The following is a 20,933-nucleotide window of genomic DNA, read 5'->3' on the forward strand; positions in this document are numbered from 1 at the left end:
ATGTGAATTACCTTCCACCCCAGGAGCAGCAGAATGCAGACGTTAAAGGCTTTGTATGAGTCAGTTGAAAAGCAGTTTTTCGACACGCTGACCAAGAAGCTATCAAGTCTTTTTCTGCTGGTCCTGGTCAGCGCGCTGCTGTATTGGGTGGCCTTGAGCATTCGCTCCGACATCATGCTGCAATTGCGAGGCACGCAAATGGACGCTGCCGCACTGGGCCAGATCCAGAGCCAGCTTGATGCGCTGAGTAACGCCATTCTGCTGAGCACGCTCTTCACCCTGGTCATGGTCAGCTTCATGATCTGGTACTTTCGCCACCTGATCGTGCGCCCGGTCCTGTCCATGACCCGTGCACTGGAAGAGGTCGCCAGCGGCGAGGGCGACCTGTCAAAGGACTTGCCGCTGCTCACCCATGACGAAATTCGCGTGCTGGCCAGTACCTGCAATCGCTTTCTGGCCAAACAGCGTGAGGTCATCAGCAGCATTCAGGGGCTGACGGTGCAGATTGCGGTCGAGTCGGCTCGCTCGCTGAAAAACATCAGTGACTCCAGTGACAGCGCTACCGATCAGGCGCGCTTTGCACGTGAAGTCATGGATCAGAGCAACATGGCGGTGGGCAGCATCGAGGATGTCTCGCAGCAGACTCAGGGCATTTCCAGCACCACCGCGCAAAACCTGAGCATGGCCCGTGATTCATACGCCGAACTGCTGGAAGTGACCGGCAATATCAGCCAGATATCCAGCAGCCTCAATGAGTTCGGCACGCTGGTGTCGGGGCTGAATCAGCGTTCATCAAGCATCAAATCCATCGTCGGGCTGATCCAGCAGATTTCGGCCCAGACCAATTTGCTTGCCCTTAATGCGGCGATTGAAGCTGCGCGGGCCGGTGAAAGCTGGCTTTGCCGTGGTGGCCGACGAGGTGCGTACCCTGGCGCAGAATGTGAGCCGGGCGACGGAAGATATCTCCCGCAACATCGACGCGATGCTTGAGGAAGTCAGTTCAACGCACCAACAGACCATTCAGATCAGCCACAGCGCACGGGAAACCCAGATGGTCGTGGAACGCGCCTCAGGTCATTTCGAAAGCATGATCGGCGACTTCGAGTCCACCAACGACAAACTGGCCGATATCGCAGAGCATATCCAGCAGTTCGCCTCCACCAATACTGGAATCAACGAGCGGGTGACGCGGATCTATTCCGACAGCCAGGCCATTGACCAGCGCATGCAACACTCTGCAACGGCGACCCGTGATCTGTCGGGTGTGGCTGAACAGGTTCAGGCGTTGCTCGGCCGGTTCGTATTGGGTCATGGCGAACTGGACGCGGCGATCACCCGGGCCAGCCAATGTCGTGACATTCTGCAGGTGCGCCTGGCCGAGCTGCACAAGCAGGGCGTCAACCTGTTCGATCAAAGCTACAAACTGATTCCGGGCACCGACCCCAAGCAATACACCACTGGTTACACCGAACGCTTCGCGCAGGTCTGTCAGGAAGAATGCGACAAGCTGACCAAAGGCACGCGGGGCGGCAAGGTGACATTCATCGTAGACAGCAAAGGCTATTGCCCGGTCAACAACAGCTGGGTGTCGCAAAAACCCACCGGCAACCGCGAAGTCGACCTGCCCGTGTGCCGCAACAAACGGATGTTTTCCGACCCGATCGGCCTGCGCGCAGCGGGTAACAAACAGCGCTTCCTGTTACAGACTTACTTGCGTGATACCGGCGAGATCATGACCGAAATCGATGTGCCGTTCTTTTTCGAGGGGCGCCACTGGGGCAACTTGCGGATGGGCTTCGATGCGGCCCTTTTGCTGGGCAAATAAACACTTGTTCAGGGCTGACAAGCCTGCGCCTGGCGCAGGCTGACAATGGCTGTTAGCCCAGCAGATGTTGCGAGATGTACCTGGATATCTGCACGACCGACGTCTTGCCGGTGAATTCGAATTTCACCTTGCCGATTGCCGAGAAGTAGATTTCCAGTTCAGAGTCCAGGTCGAAGGTGCCCGATGTTTCAACCGACCATGCCACGATATTTTTGTACGGCAGGGAAGTGAAGTCTTTCTTGCTGCCGGTCAAACCCTGCACATTCACCGAAATAATGCGCTTGTTCGTAAAAACTACGCCATCACGCATGGACTTGTAAGCATCGATAACCTCTTCGTTATCAAGCAGCAGATCCTTGACCCGCTCTGCATACTCGTCATTCTGTTTGAGTTTGAAGAAGCCCTTGTTATTGAAATCAATCATCTGTCTATCCTTGAATGTTTACTTGAACCAGGCGCGTGAAAGGCGCATGCAGTGTGCCCGGTGGCAGGGCAGAATAGCATTGGCCGTAGCGCTTTATGTTGCAGCGAGACATGAGGATTGTGCCGGACGGATCTGAAACAACTGAACGTTCGCGCTGGCAAAGGCTCAATTTCTACAAGGCGCTGATTTCCAGAACGCCCACGGAGGTGTGACTTTGAACATTCAAGACCTGACAAAGCATGTGAAGGATAAAAAGATTCAGGAACTCGATCTGATTTCCATGGAAGGCGGATCCTACGTGCTCCACGCACTGGTGGATGGCAAGTCTGTACCTGTTCAGGACTCGACCGGTAAAACCCTGCACGTTGCCTCGCTGGAAGAAGCCCGCAAGCTGCTTTCTTCGGTGCCAGACGTGAAGCTGTTCATGGCCCAGGCCGTTGCTCACGATGAGATGGTAGGGCTGGACAGCGTCCAGCCAGAGTCATCTCGCCACGAGATTCCGTTGCGATCGAGCCTGTGATCGCTGCGTCAGGCGTCGGGCCTGACCGCGATGCACTTGATCTCCAGCAACAGGCCGGGGTGTGCCAGCTCGGCTACGCCGATGCAGGTCCAGGCGCATTGGCCACGCGGGAAGATGCGGTTTTTCACTTCGCGAAATACCGGCATGTGCTCGCTCATGGCGACGTGATAAGTGGTCATGTCGACAATGTCGTCGAACGTGCAGCCGCCCTCGGCCAGCACGGTGCGCAGATTTTCCCAGCAGGCCACGAACTGCGCCTCCGGGTTGAGAATGACTTCCATATCCCGTGTACGCCCTACCTGCCCGGCGCAATAGAGTGTGTTTCCCACTCTGACGGCCGGCGCATAGCCTGCGCGGTCCATGATCGACTGCATGGTGGGTGGAACGATGATTTCGCGATCTGACATGTGTAGCACCTGTTTGAAACGTCTGAGTCTGTAACATCTAAGTCTGTAACGTCTAAGTAAGTACCCTCGGAACAGTGCAATGACCGGGTTGGCGCTGCGCGTCAGGTATCGCTGCGGCTCAGCCCTTTGCGGCTGGTTTGGCAGCGCGGCGCGGTTTCTTCACGGCGCCGCCCGCTGGCGCGGTAGCTGTCGCAGCACCGCGTTTTGCGGTCTTGCGTTTTTTCTTCCAGGGCGGCGCAACGCCTGACGGGCTGGCCGGGCCGCTGATGGTCATGCGCATGCCGACGCAGCGACTCACCTGTTTACTCATCCACGCCGCCTGTTTGGCGACGAACTCTTCGAGACTCATCTCGCCGCTCTGCACCATGTCCAGCGCCTGTTCCCAGATTGCCGTGGTACCTGGGTCGGCGATGGCGCGAGGAACCGCGTCGATCAGGCTGAAGGCTGCCGGTGTGGCACACAGCGCCTTGCCTTGCTTGGTCAGGTAACCACGATCCAGCAGGCCCTGAATGATCCCGGCACGGGTGGCTTCGGTGCCGATGCCGGTGGTGTCCTTGAGCTTCTGCTTGAGCAGTGGATCTTCCACCAGCTTGGCGACGTTTTTCATCGCCTTGATCAGGTCGCCTTCGGTGAAAGGTTTGGGCGGCTGGGTCCAGAGGTCCTTTAGAACGACCTCGGCCACTGCGCACTCGCAGCCTTGAAACAGCTTGGGCAGTGGCTGCGGGGCAGGCGCTTCCCGACCTTTGGCCGGGGCCAGCGCCTCGGGCATGGCGCGTTTCCAGCCGGGCTCGACAATCTGCTTGCCGACCGCGCGCAGGGCATGGCCTGCGCAGTCGAAGTCGGCCTGGGTCCGGTCGTATTCATGGTTGGGCAGAAACTGCGCCAGATAGCGCGCCCTGATCAGGGTATAGACCGCACGGAATTTGCCGGTCAGGCGTTCGACGCCACGCACGGCGGCAGTGGGGATGATGCCGTGGTGAGCCGTGACTTTTGCGTCGTTCCAGGCGCGCGAACGACGTTGCGGGTCAAGGTGTGGCAGCAAACCGGCGAGCGCCGGGTCCGCCTTGCCCAGCGCGGCGATGATGCCTGCTGCTTCGCCATGCTGACTGTTCGGCAGGTAACCGCAATCGCTGCGCGGATAGGTGATGACCTTGTGGGTTTCATACAGCGACTGGGCGATATCAAGGGTTTCCTGCGCACCGAGACCAAGCTTTTTCGAGCAGATTTCCTGCAGCGTGCCGAGGTCGAACGGCAATGGTGCGGCTTCGCGTATCCGCTCGGTGCGCAGCTTGAGCAGTGTGGCGCTGGAAGCATTGCGCATGGCCTCGGCAGCCTGTTGCGCCAGTGGCTGGTTCAGGCAGCGATCCTGATCGTCACAGGCATCCGACGGCGCGCGCCACTGGGCGATGAACGCTTGATTGTCATGCAGCAGTTTGACGTCGATGGCCCAGAAGGGCGCGGGCACGAAGTCAGCGATGCTGCGATCGCGGTCTACCACCAGACGCAGCGTCGGGGTTTGTACGCGCCCGACCGGCAGTACGCCTTGGTAACCGGATTGCCGACCCAGCAACGTGAACAGACGGCTCATGTTCATGCCGATCAGCCAGTCGGCACGCGATCGACCGAGGGCCGAGTGATACAGGCTGAAGGTATCGGCGCCTGGCTTGAGCGCGGACAGTGCCTTGCGAATCGAGGCGTCATCGAGTGCCGACAGCCACAGCCGCTGGATCGGTCCGCGATAGCGGCAGTGCTCGACCAGTTCGCGGGCGATCATTTCACCTTCGCGGTCTGCGTCAGTGGCGATCACCAGCTCCTGTGCCTCGCCCAGCAACCGCTTGACCGCCTTGAACTGGCTGGCGGTACGGGGCTTGACCAGCATCTTCCACTTCTCCGGGACGATGGGCAGGTCTTCCAGTACCCAGCGCTTGTAACGCGCATCGTAGGCATCGGGCGGGGCGGTTTCCAGCAAGTGGCCGATGCACCAGGTCACCGTCGCGTTGGCACCGACCCAGCAGCCATCGCCACGTCGGGTAGCGCCAAGCGCAGCCGCAATGTCCTTGGCTTGAGAAGGTTTTTCGCAAAGAAACAGCCGCATGACTACCGTCGTCGATTACCGGTGTGAGGCTGCAAGGATGAACTTTGAACGGGCGTGGGGCAAGTTTTATCTGTATGGATATACAGATAAAAGGGTTTCAGGCGCTGTCGTGCGCGTTGCCACGCGCACGCCAGCGCGGTTGAGCGAAGACGGTATTTCGCAGGCTGTCAGGCTGTCTCGCTTAGCTCAGCAGCTCCGAAAACGCCTTGTCTGCCTCCAGCACGGCGGGCAACCCGGCAAACAGTGTGTCCAGGTTGATGCCCTCCATCAACGGTCCGCCAGACGCTTTTTGCGCTTCGGGAGTGGCACCGCCGTGAGCTTCCAGTGCGTCCGAGATGGTGATGGCTTGCGCGACGATCCTTGGCAACGGCGCGTCAGATGGCGCCTGCATCGGTTTGGCCTGGTAGGCGATGGCCTGCAGAATCACCTGCGGCAGATGCCAGCGACGGGCCAGTTCAGCACCGACTTCCGGGTAGCTGAAACCCAGTTGCACGGTTTCGCTGGCGCCTCGTCCCGGCGTGTTGGCCTTGGCGGCATTGTTCAGGCGTTCTGCAACCTCGGGGGCGCCGGTCTGGATCAGCAGCTCGCCGATGTTATGCATCACGCCACAGGTAAAAGCCGTTTCCGGATCGACGCTGCCTTGTCTGGCGAGCATTCGGCAGATACCCGCAACCTGAAAGCTTTTCAGCCAGAAGCCCTTGAGATCGAAACTCGGCCCGGCCTTGAACGCACCGGTCACCGCAGATGCCATGACCAGCGTACGCAGGGTGTTGAAGCCCAGACGCATGGCCGCGTCTTCGATGCTGGAGGAATCCCGCGAACCGCGAAACCTTGCCGAGTTGGCCAGACGCAACACTTTGGCGGCAATCACCGGGTCCTTCTCTATGTTGCGGGCAATGCCTTCCAGGTTGGAGGAGGGATTATCGAACTGCAGCATGAGGTCCTGAGCCACTTTGGGAATACTCGGGAGACTATGCAAATCGTCAAAAAGTTTTTCAATACTCAGCATGGCAAGGCCATCCTCTGCACGGCGGGGATGATTTCAACCATAGCCAGTTTTTTAAGCTCTGCACGTTTTGCACTCGATTGTGGGACCGGTATCCCAAGCGTCATAAAAAAATAAATCAAAGACTTGTCAGTCGCTGCCGATATGTCGACAGAAGCAATTCCGTAAATTGCCGCGGCTTGGCCCTGCCTGGCCAAGCCTGTCGAACAAGGTTGCTGAACGGCCCGTATTTTGCCCCGTTGAAGAGACGGTGCAGTTGTGATGTTTGATTGACGATCCAGAGATCGTCCCAATTGGTTTTTGCCGTGGAAGTAACTGCTATGAAAAGTCTGGGTTTCAGCAAAAAAATCCTTCTCGCTGCCGCGCTGATCGTGGTGGTTGCGTTTAGTGCATTCATTGTCATCAATGACTATCGACAACGTCAGTCACTCAAATCCAGCGTCAAGTCCGAGTTGCAACAACTGGGTTCACTGACCACGCAAAATATTCAGACCTGGCTGGAGAGCCGCATTCAGTTGCTGCAATCGATGTCGCAGCAAATCGCTGTGGATGGCAAGGAGCTGCCTCAGTTGCAGCGTGCAATCGGTCTGGCGACCTACAGCGACAACTTTCAGCTCAGTTATTTCGGCAGCACTGAAGGCGTGATGTTTTCGGTTCCGGCCGCCAACCGTCCGGCTGATTACGATCCGCGTGCGCGCGGCTGGTACAAGGCTGCGCAAAATGCGGCGGGGACCATCGTTACCGAACCGTACATTGCGGCGTCATCCGGCAAGCTGGTAATGACCCTTGCCACACCGGTCAAGATTCAGAATCAGCTCGTCGGTGTTGCCGGTGCTGATATCTCGCTGGATAACGTCACCAAAATCATCAACTCGCTAAACTTCGATGGTCACGGTTACGCGTTTCTGGTCAGTGCCGACGGCAAGATTCTGGTGCATCCAGACAGCAAACTGGTGCTCAAGAACATCAGCGAAGCCTACCCGACCAATACGCCGAAAATTGCTACCGGCGTGACCGAAATCGATTCTGGCAAAGAGCCCGAGATCATTTCTTTCACTCCTGTTCAGGGCGTAGCGACGGCCAACTGGTACGTGGCGCTGGTACTTGAGCAAGACTCCGCCTACGCCATGCTGACCGAGTTCCGCACCTCGGCCATCACCGCGATGGTGGTCGTGGTGATGGTGATCATCCTGCTGCTGGGCCTGTTGATCCGTGTGTTGATGCAACCGTTGCATCAGATGGGCCGTGCGATGCGTGATATCGCTGACGGCGAAGGTGACCTGACCAAGCGTCTGGCCATCACTTCGCACGATGAGTTCGGCTCGCTGGCCGAGTCGTTCAACCATTTCGTAGAGCGTATTCACACGTCGATCCGCGAAGTGGCCTCGACTGCGGCGCAACTGGGCGAAGTGGCCACGCGCGTGGTCAAGGTCTCCAATGCGTCGATGAGCAACTCCGACCAGCAGGCCAACCGCACCGAAAGCGTGGCAGCTGCAATCAACGAGCTGGGCGCTGCGGCACAGGAAATCGCGCAGAATGCTGCACGTACGTCGCAGCAGTCGAGTGATGCCAGCGGCCTGGCCAGTGACGGTCAGAACGTGGTGCAGCAGACCATCAAGGCCATGAACGAGCTGTCCGGCAAGATCAGCGACTCATGCGTGAACATTGAAAGCCTGAACGACAAGACGGCCAATATCGGGCAGATCCTTGAGGTGATCACCAGTATTTCCCAGCAAACCAACCTGCTGGCGCTCAACGCAGCCATCGAAGCGGCGCGTGCCGGTGAAGCCGGACGTGGCTTTGCGGTGGTGGCGGACGAGGTGCGTAACCTGGCACATCGCACCCAGGATTCGGCGCAGCAGGTGCAGAAGATGATCGAAGAGTTGCAGGTCGGTGCCCGTGACGCAGTGACCAACATGACCGAAAGCCAGCGTCAGAGCGAGGACAGCGTCGGTATCGCCAACCTGGCCGGTGAGCGCCTGAGCAGCGTGACCCGCCGCATCGAGGAGATCAATGGCATGAACCAGTCGGTCGCGGCGGCAACCGAAGAGCAGACCTCGGTGGTCGAGTCGATCAACGTCGACATCACCCACATCAACACCCTCAACCAGTTGGGCGTGGACAACCTGCGCCAGACGCTGGAAGCCTGCAACTCGCTGGAAGAACAGGCCGCCCGCCTGCAGCAACTGGTCGGCAGCTTCCGGATCTGATCCGGCCTGCATGTGCGCCGCTCCGCAGGCCCGGGAGCGGACGCCTCAGCGCTCAACGTCATACCTATATCCAGCTGACTATCGTGCCAATACGCGTTGGCCTGCATTTCTGGACGCTCTGCGCCCGATCTTGGGCGCGCTCCGCGTTGTCGTGCCCGAATCGGACATAACCCCATGTTCGCTTTGCAACAACACCTGCGACAAACTGTTATGACCCCGTCATTCGCGGTTCATGAGGCTGCAACAACTCAGGTTCAGTTTGGTTGACACCGAACGCGACCTGTCCCGGGTCGTGAAAAGACCGAGAAGCCTCATGAACGCAGCTATTCATGTCGAAGGCCTGAACAAGACTTTTTCGCACAAAAGCGCGCTTGTAGACCTCGCATTGTCTATACAACCGGGAGAAATGGTCGCATTGATTGGGGCATCAGGCTCCGGCAAGTCGACGTTGCTGCGCCATCTTGCAGGCCTTGCCTGCTGTGATCGAGGCAATGGCGGTCACGTTCAGGTGCTGGGCCGCGAGGTTCAGGCTGCCGGTCGTCTCAACAGTCAGGTGCGCCGCTTGCGCGCTGACATAGGCTATATCTTCCAGCAGTTCAATCTGGTCAATCGCCTCAGCGTGATGGACAACGTACTGCTGGGGTGTCTGGGCCGCATGCCGCGCTGGCGCGGTAGCCTGGCGCTGTTCAATCGAGAGGAAAAACAGCGGGCCATGGCTGCGCTGGACCGGGTAGGGCTGGCCGACCTCGCCAGCCAGCGGGCCTCGACCTTGTCCGGAGGCCAGCAACAACGAGTCGCCATCGCCCGGGCGCTGACCCAGCGCGCCGAAGTCATTCTCGCCGACGAACCGATTGCCTCGCTGGACCCCGAGTCAGCCCGTCGGGTCATGGAAATCCTCGCCGACATCAATCGTCGCGACGGCAAGACGGTCGTGGTCACCCTGCATCAGGTTGATTACGCCGTGCGTTATTGCCCGCGTGCCGTCGCCCTCAAAGGCGGACGTATCCATTACGACGGCCTCGCCAAAGACCTCAGCAAGCAGTTCCTCAATGACCTGTACGGCGCCGACGAGGATGCCAGTCTGATGATCACCGAACGAGCTCGCCGCGTCCGGCAGAAGCCGCGCATGGCGCTGGCCAAAGTCTGACGTTTTCCAACATCAATTGCTGTTGCATCAACCTCATTATCAGGAGAGCTTGCATGTTCAACCGTATCGGTCGCGTCCTCGCGTCTGCCGCTTTGCTGACTGCCTGCGCGTTGGGCTCGGTCCAGGCGGAAGAAAAAGTCATCAATTTCGGCATCATGTCCACCGAGTCATCGCAGAATCTGAAAAGTATCTGGCAGCCATTTCTCGATGACATGAGCAAGAAAACCGGCCTCAAGGTCAACGCCACCTTCGCCTCTGACTATGCCGGCCTGATTCAGGGCATGCGCTTCAACAAGGTCGATGTGGCCTGGGTGGGCAACAAGGCCGCGATCGAAGCGGTGGATCGCTCCAACGGTGAAGTTTTCGCCCAGACCGCAGCCGCCGATGGCGCGCCCGGTTACTGGAGCTTGCTGATCGTGCGCAAGGACAGTCCGATCAATTCGGTCGAAGACATGCTCAAGAACGCCAAAAACCTCACCTTTGGCAACGGTGATCCGAACTCTACCTCGGGTTATCTGGTGCCCGGTTATTACGTGTTCGCCAAGAACCACGTCGATGCGTCCACTGCATTCAAGCGCACGCTGAACTCCAGCCATGAAGTCAACGCACTGAGCGTTGCCAAGGGCCAGCTCGATGTCGCGACCTTCAATACCGAAAGCTGGGATCGCCTGGCGGTCACCCAGCCGGACAAGGTAAAGGAGCTCAAGGTGATCTGGAAGTCGCCGCTTATCCCGTCCGATCCAATGGTCTGGAGCAAGGCCCTGTCGGCCGAAAACAAGGCAAAAATTCGTGAGTTCTTCGCCACTTACGGTGATACCGACGAAGAAAAAGCAGTCCTCAAGAACATGCAGCTGGGCAAATTCCTCACCTCCAGCGACGACCAGTTGTTGCCGATTCGTCAGCTCGAACTGTTCAAGCAACGCACTGAAATCACCGCCAGCACCACCCTGGATGCTCAGGAGAAAGCGACCCGTCTCAAAGACATCGACGCCAGCCTGAATAAGTTGCAGGAACGCATGACCGAATTGAACCAGAAAGCCACCGCCAGCGCCGCAGGCTGATTGCCGTTCGCCAACAGGAGGTCGTCATGACCACTCAAGTTGCCTACACCCAGGTGGCCGGTAAGCCCAACTGGTCGCGTTATCTGGGCTGGGGGCTTTTACTGGCCGCTCTGGCCTGGGCCTGGCAGGGCGCGGAAATGAACCCGATGGCGCTGGTGCGCGATTCGTCGAACATGGCGACATTCGCGTCCGACTTCTTCCCGCCGGATTTCCGCGAGTGGCGCAGTTACCTCAAGGAAATGCTGGTGACCATCCAGATCGCCCTGTGGGGCACGGCGCTGGCGATTGTCTGTTCGATACCGCTGGGCATTCTCTGTGCCGAGAACATCACGCCTTGGTGGATTCACCTGCCGCTGCGGCGTTGCATGGATGCGTGTCGGTCGATCAACGAGATGGTCTTCGCCATGCTGTTCGTGGTGGCGGTTGGTCTCGGGCCGTTCGCCGGGGTGCTGGCGCTGTGGATCAGCACCACGGGGGTGCTGGCCAAGCTGTTCGCCGAAGCGGTTGAAGCCATCGAACCCGGCCCGGTCGAGGGCGTTCGTGCCACCGGGGCCAGCGCCTTGCAGGAAGTGATCTACGGCGTCATTCCGCAAGTGATGCCGCTGTGGATCTCCTATGCTCTATACCGTTTCGAATCGAATGTGCGCTCGGCAACGGTGGTGGGCATGGTCGGGGCAGGGGGGATCGGGGTGATTCTCTGGGAAAATATCCGTTCCTTTGCCTTTGTCCAGACCAGTGCCGTGTTGCTGGTGATCATCGTGGTGGTGAGCGTGATCGACATTGTCTCGCAGCGCCTGCGCAAGCAATTCATCTGACTAAAGAGGGGGTGTTCCGATGAACGCTTTTTTTAACCATGCAGTTGTCTAGACAAGTAGCGCCGATGTACCACGAGCTGGCCTGCACGCTGCGTGAAGAACTGGCCACCTATCAGCCTGGCGATTATCTGCCAGCCGAATTTCAACTCGCCGAGCGCTTCAGCGTCAACCGCCACACCATCCGCCGCGCGGTCGATGAACTGGTGCGTGAGGGCAGTGTTTTGCGCCGCCAGGGCAAAGGCACCCAAGTGCTGGAACGCCCGCTGATTTACCCGATGCAGGCCGACAGCGCTTACAGCAAATCATGGTCGGCGCAAGGTTTGGGGGTGGAAGCAATCCTGCTGCGCCGGCGCGACTGCGAGGCCAGCCGTGAGGATGCCTTGCACCTTGGGCTGGAAGAGCATGCACCGCTGATCGAGTTGCAGACCCTGCGCAAGCTGGACGGGCAGGCGGCCAGTCTGATCTTCCACCGCTACAGCGCTGGTTATGCCGGGTTGCTGGCAGATTACAAGGGCGGCTCGGTGCGCCAGTACCTGGCCGAGCGCGAGCTGCCGCTGAGCCGCGTGCAAAGCCTGATTGGCGCCCGACTGCCTTCCCGTGAAGAAGCCGGGTGGCTGTTGATGCCTCGGCACATGGCCGTGCTGACGGTGCTGACCGTTTCCTGCGGCGTTGCGGGGCAACCGGTGGAGCTTTCCCGCTCGGTCAGCCGCGCCGACCGTTTCCAGTACCAGGTGGCGACGCCGGCTGCCCCTGTCAAGACGACCTGATCCCGAGGTGTTCCATGCAAGCAACAATTCCGCAAACAACTGCGCGTCAGCGCTGGATGGGCGTACTGGCCCGCGCTCATGTCGATCAACCGAGCCGCGAGCAGTTGAACCGCCACGAAGCGGCGCTGCGTGATACCGAATACCAGATGATCCGCGCCCCCGAAATCGGCATGACACTGGTGCGAGGCCGAATGGGTGGCACCGGCTCGGCCTTCAATCTGGGCGAGATGAGTGTCACGCGCTGTGTAGTACGCCTGGCTGACGGCCGAACCGGTTTCAGCTATCTGGCCGGACGCGACAAGCGTCATGCCGAACTGGCCGCGCTGGCTGACGCCCATCTGCAGGGCGCGCAGCAGGCCTGGTGGCTGAGCGAACTGATCGAACCGCTGGCACAGGCGCAAGCCGAGCGCCGGGCGCGCAAGGAGGCCGAAACCGCTGCGACCAAAGTGGAATTCTTTACCCTGGTCCGAGGAGAAGACTGATGAACGCCGTTCTTCTGCAACCTGCTTTCACCGATCCGGTACTGGATGCTCAACGCAGTTTCCGTGTGGCGCTCAAGGCGCTGGCCGGTCCCGGCGTGATTCAGACCCTGCCAGCCGGTCACCAGCCGCCTGCGTTGCAAGGTCTGGACAGCTCGACCCATGCGCTGTGCCTGGCATTGCTGGATCTGGACACGCCGATCTGGCTGGCGCCGACGTTCGACACCCCTGCGATTCGCGCCAATCTTTCCTTTCATTGTGGCTGTCCGATTGTGGCTGATCGAAACGCTGCGCGTTTTGCGTTGCTCGACGGATCGACGGCTCAGGACCTGGACGGTTTTGACATCGGCAATGACCGTTACCCGGATCAGTCCTGCACCTTGCTGATCCAGCTGCCGAGCCTTGAAGGCGGACCGGCACTGAGCTGGAGCGGGCCCGGTATAGAGCGACAAAACAACGTGAGCTTGCCTCTGGATAAACGCTTCTGGACCGAGCGCGAATCGCGTCACCACTTCCCCTGTGGGCTGGATGTGTTCTTTCTTGCGAGCAACCAGATCATTGGTTTGCCACGCAGCACCCGCGCGAAGGAGTGTGTCTGATGTACGTTGCCGTGAAGGGTGGCGAACAGGCCATCGATAATGCCCACCGTCTGTTGGCCAACAGGCGCCGTGGAGATACCGACATCGCCGAACTCGACGTCGAGCAGATCCGCCAGCAGCTGCCACTGGCCGTTGCGCGGGTCATGAGTGAGGGCTCGCTATACGACGAGCAACTGGCTGCGCTGGCGATCAAGCAGTCGGCAGGCGATCTGGTCGAGGCGATCTTTCTGCTGCGCGCCTACCGCACGACCCTGGCGCGCTTCTGCGCCAGCCTGCCGATCGACACATCAAACATGCAGCTCAACCGACGCCTGTCGGCCACGTTCAAGGACCTGCCCGGCGGTCAGTTGCTGGGGCCGACCTTTGACTACACCCATCGCCTGCTGGATTTCACCTTGCTGGCCGAAGGCGAGCATCCGGGTCCGGATGTCGCCCCGGACGCAACCCTGGAACCCTGCCCACGCGTGCTGGGGTTGCTCGCCAAAGAAGGCCTGATGAAACCCGAAGTCGACGACGGCGAGCGCGTGGCGGACATCACCCGCGAACCGCTGGAGTATCCCGCCACTCGCGCCCAACGCTTGCAGGCACTGGCGCGTGGTGATGAGGGCTTTCTGCTGGCGCTGGGCTACTCGACCCAGCGCGGCTACGGCCGTAACCACCCGTTCGCCGGGGAGATCCGCATTGGTGAGGTCGAAGTCTGGATCGAGCCGGAAGAGCTGGGCTTTCCGATCCTGATTGGCGACATCGAAATCACCGAGTGCGAGATGGTCAACCAGTTCGTCGGCTCGGCCAGCGAACCGGCGCAATTCACTCGGGGCTACGGCCTGGCGTTTGGCAACGCGGAGCGCAAGGCCATGGGCATGGCGCTGGTGGATCGCTCGTTGCGCGCCGAAGAGTTCAACGAAGAAATCCGCTCGCCGGCTCAGCAGGAAGAGTTTGTGCTGGCGCATTGCGACAACGTTGAAGCCGCAGGCTTCGTCTCGCACCTGAAATTGCCACATTACGTCGACTTCCAGTCCGAACTGGAGCTGATCCGCAAGCTGCGCAAGTCCGCACCGACTCCGGAGGGCGATCAATGAGTACTGCACCCATAAGCACCGCACCGCAAAGGCCCGCCCGGGATGAGGCGTATAACTTCGCTTATCTGGACGAGCAGACCAAACGCATGATTCGCCGCGCGCTGCTCAAGGCGGTAGCGATTCCCGGTTATCAGGTGCCCTTCGGCGGGCGCGAAATGCCGCTGCCTTATGGCTGGGGCACAGGTGGCATGCAACTGACTGCGACAATCCTTGGCGACGATGATGTCCTGAAAGTCATCGATCAGGGCGCTGACGACACTACCAATGCGGTGTCGATCCGGCGTTTTTTCGCTCGTACGGCAGGCGTTGCCACCACCGAGCGCACGCCGGAAGCCACCGTGATCCAGACCCGCCACCGGATTCCGGAAACACCGCTGCACGCGGATCAGATCATGGTCTATCAGGTGCCGATTCCCGAGCCCCTGCGTTTCATCGAGCCCTCGGAAACCGAAACCCGCACCATGCATGCGCTGGATGATTACGGCGTTATGCACGTCAAACTTTACGAAGACATCGCCACCTTTGGCCACATTGCCACCAGTTACGCTTACCCGGTGATGGTCGATGAGCGTTACGTGATGGACCCGTCGCCGATTCCGAAATTCGACAACCCCAAACTGAACATGAACCCGGCGCTGATGCTGTTCGGTGCCGGACGCGAAAAACGCCTGTACGCCGTACCGCCGTTCACGCAGGTGGTCAGTCTGGACTTCGAGGACCATCCGTTCGAAGTGCAGCGCTGGGAGCAGTGCTGCGCCATCTGCGGCAGTCACGACTCCTTCCTCGATGAGCTGATTCTCGATGACGCGGGCACCCAGAGCTTTGTCTGTTCCGATACCGACTACTGCGCCCAGCGCGTCAAACAGCAGGAGATCGCCCGATGATCAGTGCGCTTTCATCAAGTCCCGAGGGCGCGCGTCAGGCCGAACCTGCGCAGCCGCTGCTCAAGGTCCGAGGGCTGACCCGCTTGTTCGGTGTGCAAAAGGGCTGTCAGGACGTGAGTTTCGACCTGTATCCCGGCGAAGTGCTGGGCATTGTCGGCGAATCCGGTTCGGGCAAATCCACCTTGCTGTCGCTGTTGAGCGGCCGTTGCCCGCCGGATCGCGGCACCATCGACTATCGCGGCAAGCACGGCGACTGGCTCGACCTGTACAGCGCCAGCGAGGCGCAGCGGCGCACCTTGTTGCGCACTGAATGGGGCTTTGTCGAGCAGAACCCGCGTGATGGCTTGCGCATGGGCGTGTCGGCCGGGGCCAATATCGGTGAGCGCCTGATGGCTCAGGGCGTGCGCAATTATCAGCAACTGCGCGGTGCAGCGCTGGACTGGCTGACTCAGGTGGAAATCGATCCGCAGCGCATCGACGACCTGCCGCGCACCTTTTCCGGCGGCATGCAGCAACGCCTGCAAATCGCCCGCAACCTGGTCTCCAGCCCGAGACTGGTGTTCATGGACGAACCTACTGGCGGGCTGGATGTGTCGGTGCAGGCGCGCTTGCTCGATCTGTTGCGCGGGCTGGTTCGCGAGCTGGACCTTGCGGTGGTGATCGTGACCCACGACCTGGCGGTGGCGCGGCTGCTGGCAGACCGGCTGATGGTCATGCGCCGCTCGGAAGTGGTGGAAAGCGGCCTCACCGATCAGATCCTCGATGACCCGCAGCATCCTTATTCCCAGTTGCTGGTCTCCTCGGTATTGCAGCCATGAGCCTGACCGTTCATTCAGACACAGCCCTTGCCAACAGCGCTCGTAGTAAAGAGGTGAGCCCGATGACGACGTTGATCGAGGTCCGCGACCTGTCGAAAACCTTCACCCTGCATCAGCACAACGGGGTGGTCCTCAATGTGCTGCGCAGTCTCAATTTCTCGGTGCGCAGTGGCGAATGCCTGGTGCTCAGCGGGCAGTCCGGCGCAGGAAAAAGTACGCTGCTGCGCACCTTGTACGGCAACTACCTGCCCGCCGCCGGAAGTATTCGTGTGCAGCACGAGGGTGAATGGGTCGAGCTGGTCGGCGCCAGCCCGCGCCAGGTGCTGGAAGTGCGGCGCAGAACGCTGGGCTATGTCAGCCAGTTTCTGCGCGTCATTCCGCGTGTATCGAGCCTGGATGTGCTGATGGAGCCTGCGCTGGCACGCGGCTGGTCCCGCGAGCAGTCACTGGAGCGTGCGCAGCTTTTGTTGACGCGCCTGAACATTCCGCAGCGCTTGTGGCCGCTGGCACCCAGCACGTTCTCTGGCGGCGAGCAGCAACGCATCAACATTGCCCGCGCGTTCATGGTGCCCTGGCCGGTACTGCTGCTCGACGAACCGACTGCCTCGCTGGATGACGCCAATCGCCAGGTGGTGCTGGAACTGGTCGATGAAGCCAAGCAGGCCGGCGCCGCATTGATCGGCATCTTTCATGACCGTGACGCCCGCGCGTCGGTCGCCAATCGTCAACTCGACATGACCCCGGTGGACCTCACCGCCAAGGAGTTACTGCAATGCTGAGCGAACAGATTTTCAGTAATGCCCGCGTAGTAACGGCCGAACAGGTCTTCATCGGTACAGTGGTGCTTCGCGATGGTCTGATTGCCGATGTGCAAAGCGGGCGCAGTCAGTTGAGTCAGGCCCATGACCTCGAAGGCGATTACCTGCTGCCAGGGCTGGTCGAACTGCACACCGACAATCTGGAAAAACACCTGTCGCCACGCCCCGGTGTCGACTGGCCATCGACCTCGGCGGTGATCAGCCATGATGCACAGATCGTCGCCGCCGGGATCACCACGGTGTTCGATGCGCTGTCGATTGGCGACATCAATCCCAAAGGCAAGCGCATGCAGCAACTGCCAGCGATGTTGCAGGCGATTGCCGAGGCCAACGCGGCGGGATTGACCCGCGCTGAACACTTGCTGCACTTGCGCTGCGAGGTCAGCCACCCCGACACCCTGAGCGTGTTTCGTGATCTGGTCGACCAGCCGCTGGTGCAACTGGTGTCGGTGATGGACCATGCGCCTGGCCAGCGCCAGTTCGCGCTGGAGTCCAAGTACCGCGAGTACTACATGGGCAAGTACCACATGAACCATGAAGAAATGGATCGCTTCATCGTTGAGCAGGTGGCCAACTCCACTGAATACGCCGACCGTTACCGGCGCGCGATTGTCGGGTTGTGCCTGGCGCGTGGCTTGTCGATTGCCAGTCATGACGACGCAACCATGGCCCACGTCGAGGAATCGGCAGGTTTCGGGATGAACATTGCCGAGTTCCCGACCACGCTGGAAGCCGCTCAGGGCTGTCGGCAATTGGGCATGAGTGTCTTGATGGGCGCGCCGAACATCGTGCGCGGCGGCTCGCACTCCGGTAACGTGGCGGCGGCATCATTGGCCAGGCAAGGGCTTCTGGACATTCTGTCCAGCGACTATTATCCCGCCAGCCTGTTGCAGGCTGCTTTCATGCTGGTCGAGCAGGACAATGAATGCGAGCTGCCGCAGGCAATCAACATGGTCAGTCGCACCCCGGCGCTTGCAGCCGGGCTGGCGGATCGCGGTGAAATTCGTATCGGTCTGCGCGCGGATCTGGTCCAGGCGCGCAGTCATGGCGGCTTGCCGGTGATCGACAAGGTATGGCGACAGGGCAAGAGGGTGTTTTGATGGTTGGCAGGTTGATTTATCTGATCGGGCCGTCTGGTTCAGGCAAGGACAGTGTGCTGGATGCAGCGCGGGAAACCCTGGCACGACGCGATTGCCGGGTGGTGCGACGGGTGATCACCCGTTCTGCAGAAGCGGTGGGCGAGGCGGCACAGGCGGTGACGGTCGAACAGTTCGAGCACATGCGCGAGCGCGGTGCGTTCGCCTTGTGCTGGCAGGCCAACGGTTTGCGCTATGGCATTCCCATCGAGATCGATCAATGGTTGCTGGAAGGTCATGACGTGCTGATCAATGGCTCCCGGGCGCACTTGCAGCAAGCGCAGATGCGTTATCCGAACTTGTCGGCCGTGTTGCTGACCGTCAATCAGGATGTGTTGCGCCGGCGTCTGTTGGCGCGTAATCGCGAAACCCTGCCGGAAATCGAGGCGCGCCTGGAGCGCAATGCACGGTTTGCCGGAGATTTGCTGGCTAACAACCCGCAGGTGTTTTCACTGGATAATTCCGGCGATCTGCAACAGACCGTCGCCGCCCTGATCGGTTTGCTGGACACGCGTCACGCATGCGCCTGACGCTGCTGGGCACCGGTGACGCCCGACAAGTGCCGGTCTACGGTTGTCAGTGCGTGGCTTGCCGGGCCGCACGGGCCAATCAGAACCTGCGCCGTTTGCCGTGCAGCGCGCTGATCGAATGCGCCGACCAGCGCTGGCTGATCGACAGCGGCCTGACCGACCTCACCGAACGTTTTCCGCCGCACAGCCTGAGCGGCATTTTGCAGACGCACTACCACGCCGATCATGCGCAGGGCTTGCTGCATCTGCGTTGGGGGCAGGGGCTGGTGATTCCGGTCCACGGCCCGGCAGATCCGGAAGGCTTGGCAGACCTGTACAAACACCCCGGCATTCTGGATTTCAGCCAGCCGTTCGCCGCCTTCGAAACCCGTGCTCTGGGCGCTTTGCAGGTCACAGCGCTGCCGCTGACGCACTCCAGGCCCACCTTTGGTTATCTGCTTGAAGGTGACGGGCAGCGCATGGCTTACCTGACCGACACCGTCGGCCTGCCTGATGCCACTCGCGAATTCCTGCAACGCCAGCCGCTGGACGTGCTGATCCTCGACTGCTCAATGCCGCCGCAACCTCAGCCACCGCGCAATCACAATGACCTGACGCTGGCGCTGCAAACCATTGACCAGTTGCGACCGGGAAAAGCGGTGCTAACGCACGTCGGTCATACGCTGGATGCCTGGTTGATGGAGCAGCCGAGGTCGTTGCCAGGCAATGTTGTAATTGGGCGGGATGGCGTGGTCGTGATCTGAGAAGCGTCCTCACATCGCGCCAATCTCCGGCGTGGCGGTTTTTGATCCTCCGTAAACCGGTGGATGGGTGACGATATGTGTCAGGTTAACCGCTGAAGCCAGCAGTTTTTGCAGGTCCGGACGCGGGCGAGACAGACGCGGATCAGTCGCCGTCGCGTGTTCAATCGCCTCCGCGCAGGCCAGTAGTTTCGCGTCGCCACGAAAGCCGCCAATAATCTGTAGCCCGAACGGCATGCCTTGCCGGTCGGTGCCGCAGGGCAGGGACAGCGCCGGGTTTGTCGTCAGGGTGATGGTGTAGCACAGCGCCAGCCAGCGATAGTAATTGTCCAGTGGCACGCCGTTGACTTCGCGCAGGTACAACTCGCTCCACGGGAAGGGCGATACCGGCGTGGTGGGCGCGAGGATCAGGTCGTAGTGCTCGAATTGCTTCTGAAAGCCACGAAATATCCGGCTTTGTTCGCCATGCGCCTTGACGCAGTCCTGCAAGGACATCGCCGCACCCATTTCGAAATTGGCACGGGTGTTGGGCCCCAGCGCGTTCGGGTCGCGGTCGTGGGCATCCTGTAATCCTGCAACGAAGGCTTCGGCACGTAACACATCAAAGGTGCGATGGGCGCTGCTCAGGTTCAGGTCGATGGCTTCGCAGGACTTGAACAGCGGGCTCAGGGCGTTGATCTTTTCCCGGAAGACTGCGCGGATATCGGTATCCACTGCGCAGGTACCGAAATCCTCGCTGTAGCCGACCCGTAACTGGCTGAGGTCTACGGTGCGCGGCGCGAACGCGTCCTCGGCGATGGCATAGCTCAACGGATCGGACTGCCCCAGCCCGGCGCTGGCGCGCAGTTGCAGCAGGGTGTCGGCGACGTTGCGGCCCATCGGGCCGACGACGGAAATAGGCGTCCAGCCGAGTTTCTTGCGTTCGCTCGGCACCAGACCCGGAGAAGGGCGCAGGCCAACGATGCCGCACAGCGCCGCAGGAATACGCAACGAGCCGCCAGTGTCGGAGCCACTGCACAACGGCACCATGTCCACGGCCAGTGCGGCGGCCGAGCCACCTGAGGAACCACCGGCATTCAGCTGAGGATTGAACGGGTTGCCGGTCGCGCCCCATACCACGTTGCGGGTGTTGGCCCCCGCGCCCAGTTCCGGAACGTTGGTCTTGCCGACCATGATCGCCCCGGCAGCGCGCAGGCGCGCCACGAACAGGTTGTCCTGTGCAGGGATGTTGTCGCGAAACAGCTGCGAGCCGTAAGTGGTGAGCACCCCGGCGGTTTCTTCCAGGTCCTTGATACCGATCGGCAGGCCGTGCAGCAGACCCAGCGGTTCGCCTTGCAGCACAGCCTGCTCGGCCAACAGCGCTTCATCGCGGGCGCGCTCGAAACAGGTCGCGGCAAACGCATTGATCTTTGGATTCAGGCTTTCGATACGCGCGATGCAAGCGTCCAGCAATTCCACTGGCGAGATCTGCTTGTTGCCGATCAGCGCCCGCAGTTCGGTGGCGGATTTGCCGAGCAGTTCGGATGGATTTTGCATGGGGTATTTCTCCGCGAAATGTACAAATCAAACGGGC

The 20,933-nt window shown here is 60.3% G+C and carries 20 protein-coding genes and 2 pseudogenes; 17 read left to right on the top strand and 5 right to left on the bottom strand.

Annotated features, from left to right (window positions below; all coding sequences use genetic code 11):
• Positions 1-33: 33 nt before the first annotated feature.
• A pseudogene (locus tag N018_RS10195) lies at positions 34-1,825 on the top strand (methyl-accepting chemotaxis protein).
• Between the two features lie 52 nt (positions 1,826-1,877).
• On the opposite strand, the gene N018_RS10200 reads toward N018_RS10195, so the two are convergent.
• Positions 1,878-2,249: a PH domain-containing protein gene (locus N018_RS10200; protein ID WP_024647117.1), complete on the bottom strand. Its 372-nt coding sequence runs from the start codon at positions 2,247-2,249 to the stop codon at positions 1,878-1,880.
• Between the two features lie 208 nt (positions 2,250-2,457).
• On the opposite strand from N018_RS10200, the gene N018_RS10205 reads away from it, so the two are divergent.
• Positions 2,458-2,769 (top strand): DUF6482 family protein, encoded by a 312-nt coding sequence (locus N018_RS10205; protein ID WP_024647116.1) that lies wholly within the window; start codon positions 2,458-2,460, stop codon positions 2,767-2,769.
• A gap of 8 nt (positions 2,770-2,777) precedes the next feature.
• On the opposite strand, the gene N018_RS10210 is transcribed toward N018_RS10205, so the two are convergent.
• From N018_RS10210 to N018_RS10220, 3 genes are all read right to left on the bottom strand, one after another.
• Positions 2,778-3,176, bottom strand: coding sequence for a RidA family protein (locus N018_RS10210; RefSeq protein WP_024647115.1), 399 nt, complete (start codon positions 3,174-3,176; stop codon positions 2,778-2,780).
• A gap of 118 nt (positions 3,177-3,294) precedes the next feature.
• Entirely contained in the window at positions 3,295-5,271 is a 1,977-nt protein-coding gene (locus tag N018_RS10215; protein ID WP_025389477.1) for a DNA topoisomerase III, read from the bottom strand.
• Between the two features lie 181 nt (positions 5,272-5,452).
• A complete protein-coding gene (locus N018_RS10220) occupies positions 5,453-6,280 on the bottom strand; it encodes an HDOD domain-containing protein (RefSeq protein ID WP_024647113.1) in 828 nt (275 codons plus the stop codon).
• 317 nt (positions 6,281-6,597) lie between these two features.
• On the opposite strand from N018_RS10220, the pseudogene N018_RS28530 reads away from it, so the two are divergent.
• The 15 genes and pseudogenes from N018_RS28530 to phnP all read left to right on the top strand — a co-directional run.
• Positions 6,598-7,629 (top strand): annotated as a pseudogene (locus N018_RS28530) (HAMP domain-containing protein); the annotation flags it as partial.
• Between the two features lie 93 nt (positions 7,630-7,722).
• Positions 7,723-8,487, top strand: a complete 765-nt coding sequence (locus tag N018_RS28535) for a methyl-accepting chemotaxis protein (RefSeq protein WP_418903474.1) — start codon at positions 7,723-7,725, stop codon at positions 8,485-8,487.
• Between the two features lie 313 nt (positions 8,488-8,800).
• Entirely contained in the window at positions 8,801-9,634 is an 834-nt protein-coding gene (gene phnC / locus N018_RS10230) for a phosphonate ABC transporter ATP-binding protein (RefSeq protein WP_024646839.1), read from the top strand.
• Positions 9,635-9,687: 53 nt separating this feature from the next.
• Positions 9,688-10,695, top strand: a complete 1,008-nt coding sequence (gene phnD, locus N018_RS10235; protein ID WP_025389479.1) for a phosphonate ABC transporter substrate-binding protein — start codon at positions 9,688-9,690, stop codon at positions 10,693-10,695.
• A 26-nt stretch (positions 10,696-10,721) separates the two neighbouring features.
• A complete protein-coding gene (gene phnE / locus N018_RS10240; protein ID WP_025389480.1) occupies positions 10,722-11,510 on the top strand; it encodes a phosphonate ABC transporter, permease protein PhnE in 789 nt (262 codons plus the stop codon).
• A 38-nt stretch (positions 11,511-11,548) separates the two neighbouring features.
• A complete protein-coding gene (gene phnF / locus N018_RS10245) occupies positions 11,549-12,277 on the top strand; it encodes a phosphonate metabolism transcriptional regulator PhnF (RefSeq protein WP_025389481.1) in 729 nt (242 codons plus the stop codon).
• Positions 12,278-12,291: 14 nt separating this feature from the next.
• Complete coding sequence (phnG, locus tag N018_RS10250) at positions 12,292-12,759, top strand: phosphonate C-P lyase system protein PhnG (RefSeq protein ID WP_024646843.1); 468 nt, start codon at positions 12,292-12,294, stop codon at positions 12,757-12,759.
• A complete protein-coding gene (gene phnH / locus N018_RS10255; protein WP_025389482.1) occupies positions 12,759-13,355 on the top strand; it encodes a phosphonate C-P lyase system protein PhnH in 597 nt (198 codons plus the stop codon). Before phnG ends, phnH begins: the two co-directional genes overlap by 1 nt.
• Positions 13,355-14,434: a carbon-phosphorus lyase complex subunit PhnI gene (locus N018_RS10260; protein ID WP_024646845.1), complete on the top strand. Its 1,080-nt coding sequence runs from the start codon at positions 13,355-13,357 to the stop codon at positions 14,432-14,434. Before phnH ends, N018_RS10260 begins: the two co-directional genes overlap by 1 nt.
• Positions 14,435-14,445: 11 nt before the next feature.
• On the top strand, positions 14,446-15,318 hold the full coding sequence (locus tag N018_RS10265; RefSeq protein ID WP_418903475.1) for an alpha-D-ribose 1-methylphosphonate 5-phosphate C-P-lyase PhnJ: 873 nt from the start codon (positions 14,446-14,448) through the stop codon (positions 15,316-15,318).
• Positions 15,315-16,136 (top strand): phosphonate C-P lyase system protein PhnK, encoded by an 822-nt coding sequence (phnK, locus tag N018_RS10270; RefSeq protein ID WP_025389484.1) that lies wholly within the window; start codon positions 15,315-15,317, stop codon positions 16,134-16,136. The genes N018_RS10265 and phnK overlap by 4 nt, the downstream gene beginning before the upstream one ends.
• Before the next feature lie 62 nt (positions 16,137-16,198).
• Positions 16,199-16,915, top strand: a complete 717-nt coding sequence (gene phnL / locus N018_RS10275; RefSeq protein ID WP_024646848.1) for a phosphonate C-P lyase system protein PhnL — start codon at positions 16,199-16,201, stop codon at positions 16,913-16,915.
• On the top strand, positions 16,909-18,054 hold the full coding sequence (locus tag N018_RS10280; protein WP_025389485.1) for an alpha-D-ribose 1-methylphosphonate 5-triphosphate diphosphatase: 1,146 nt from the start codon (positions 16,909-16,911) through the stop codon (positions 18,052-18,054). Before phnL ends, N018_RS10280 begins: the two co-directional genes overlap by 7 nt.
• Positions 18,054-18,620 (top strand): phosphonate metabolism protein/1,5-bisphosphokinase (PRPP-forming) PhnN, encoded by a 567-nt coding sequence (gene phnN, locus N018_RS10285; RefSeq protein WP_025389486.1) that lies wholly within the window; start codon positions 18,054-18,056, stop codon positions 18,618-18,620. Before N018_RS10280 ends, phnN begins: the two co-directional genes overlap by 1 nt.
• Positions 18,611-19,363, top strand: coding sequence for a phosphonate metabolism protein PhnP (phnP, locus tag N018_RS10290; protein ID WP_025389487.1), 753 nt, complete (start codon positions 18,611-18,613; stop codon positions 19,361-19,363). The genes phnN and phnP overlap by 10 nt, the downstream gene beginning before the upstream one ends.
• A 9-nt stretch (positions 19,364-19,372) precedes the next feature.
• On the opposite strand, the gene N018_RS10295 is transcribed toward phnP, so the two are convergent.
• The gene (locus tag N018_RS10295; RefSeq protein ID WP_025389488.1) at positions 19,373-20,896 is read right to left on the bottom strand and encodes an amidase; all 1,524 of its coding nucleotides are present in this window, start codon (positions 20,894-20,896) and stop codon (positions 19,373-19,375) included.
• Between the last annotated feature and the right edge of the window lie 37 nt (positions 20,897-20,933).

Source organism: Pseudomonas syringae CC1557 (assembly GCF_000452705.1).
Taxonomy (GTDB): domain Bacteria; phylum Pseudomonadota; class Gammaproteobacteria; order Pseudomonadales; family Pseudomonadaceae; genus Aquipseudomonas; species Aquipseudomonas syringae_F.

What these genes read in the sequence shown, in the direction of transcription:
- N018_RS10200 (WP_024647117.1), bottom strand. Translation starts at nt 2,249, where the DNA reads ATGATTGATTTCAATAACAAGGGCTTCTTCAAACTCAAACAGAATGAC.
- N018_RS10210 (WP_024647115.1), bottom strand. Translation starts at nt 3,176, where the DNA reads ATGTCAGATCGCGAAATCATCGTTCCACCCACCATGCAGTCGATCATG.
- N018_RS10215 (WP_025389477.1), bottom strand. Translation starts at nt 5,271, where the DNA reads ATGCGGCTGTTTCTTTGCGAAAAACCTTCTCAAGCCAAGGACATTGCG.
- N018_RS10220 (WP_024647113.1), bottom strand. Translation starts at nt 6,280, where the DNA reads ATGCTGAGTATTGAAAAACTTTTTGACGATTTGCATAGTCTCCCGAGT.
- N018_RS28535 (WP_418903474.1), top strand. Translation starts at nt 7,723, where the DNA reads ATGAGCAACTCCGACCAGCAGGCCAACCGCACCGAAAGCGTGGCAGCT.
- phnC (WP_024646839.1), top strand. Translation starts at nt 8,801, where the DNA reads ATGAACGCAGCTATTCATGTCGAAGGCCTGAACAAGACTTTTTCGCAC.
- phnD (WP_025389479.1), top strand. Translation starts at nt 9,688, where the DNA reads ATGTTCAACCGTATCGGTCGCGTCCTCGCGTCTGCCGCTTTGCTGACT.
- phnE (WP_025389480.1), top strand. Translation starts at nt 10,722, where the DNA reads ATGACCACTCAAGTTGCCTACACCCAGGTGGCCGGTAAGCCCAACTGG.
- phnF (WP_025389481.1), top strand. Translation starts at nt 11,549, where the DNA reads ATGCAGTTGTCTAGACAAGTAGCGCCGATGTACCACGAGCTGGCCTGC.
- phnG (WP_024646843.1), top strand. Translation starts at nt 12,292, where the DNA reads ATGCAAGCAACAATTCCGCAAACAACTGCGCGTCAGCGCTGGATGGGC.
- phnH (WP_025389482.1), top strand. Translation starts at nt 12,759, where the DNA reads ATGAACGCCGTTCTTCTGCAACCTGCTTTCACCGATCCGGTACTGGAT.
- N018_RS10260 (WP_024646845.1), top strand. Translation starts at nt 13,355, where the DNA reads ATGTACGTTGCCGTGAAGGGTGGCGAACAGGCCATCGATAATGCCCAC.
- phnK (WP_025389484.1), top strand. Translation starts at nt 15,315, where the DNA reads ATGATCAGTGCGCTTTCATCAAGTCCCGAGGGCGCGCGTCAGGCCGAA.
- phnL (WP_024646848.1), top strand. Translation starts at nt 16,199, where the DNA reads ATGACGACGTTGATCGAGGTCCGCGACCTGTCGAAAACCTTCACCCTG.
- N018_RS10280 (WP_025389485.1), top strand. Translation starts at nt 16,909, where the DNA reads ATGCTGAGCGAACAGATTTTCAGTAATGCCCGCGTAGTAACGGCCGAA.
- phnN (WP_025389486.1), top strand. Translation starts at nt 18,054, where the DNA reads ATGGTTGGCAGGTTGATTTATCTGATCGGGCCGTCTGGTTCAGGCAAG.
- phnP (WP_025389487.1), top strand. Translation starts at nt 18,611, where the DNA reads ATGCGCCTGACGCTGCTGGGCACCGGTGACGCCCGACAAGTGCCGGTC.
- N018_RS10295 (WP_025389488.1), bottom strand. Translation starts at nt 20,896, where the DNA reads ATGCAAAATCCATCCGAACTGCTCGGCAAATCCGCCACCGAACTGCGG.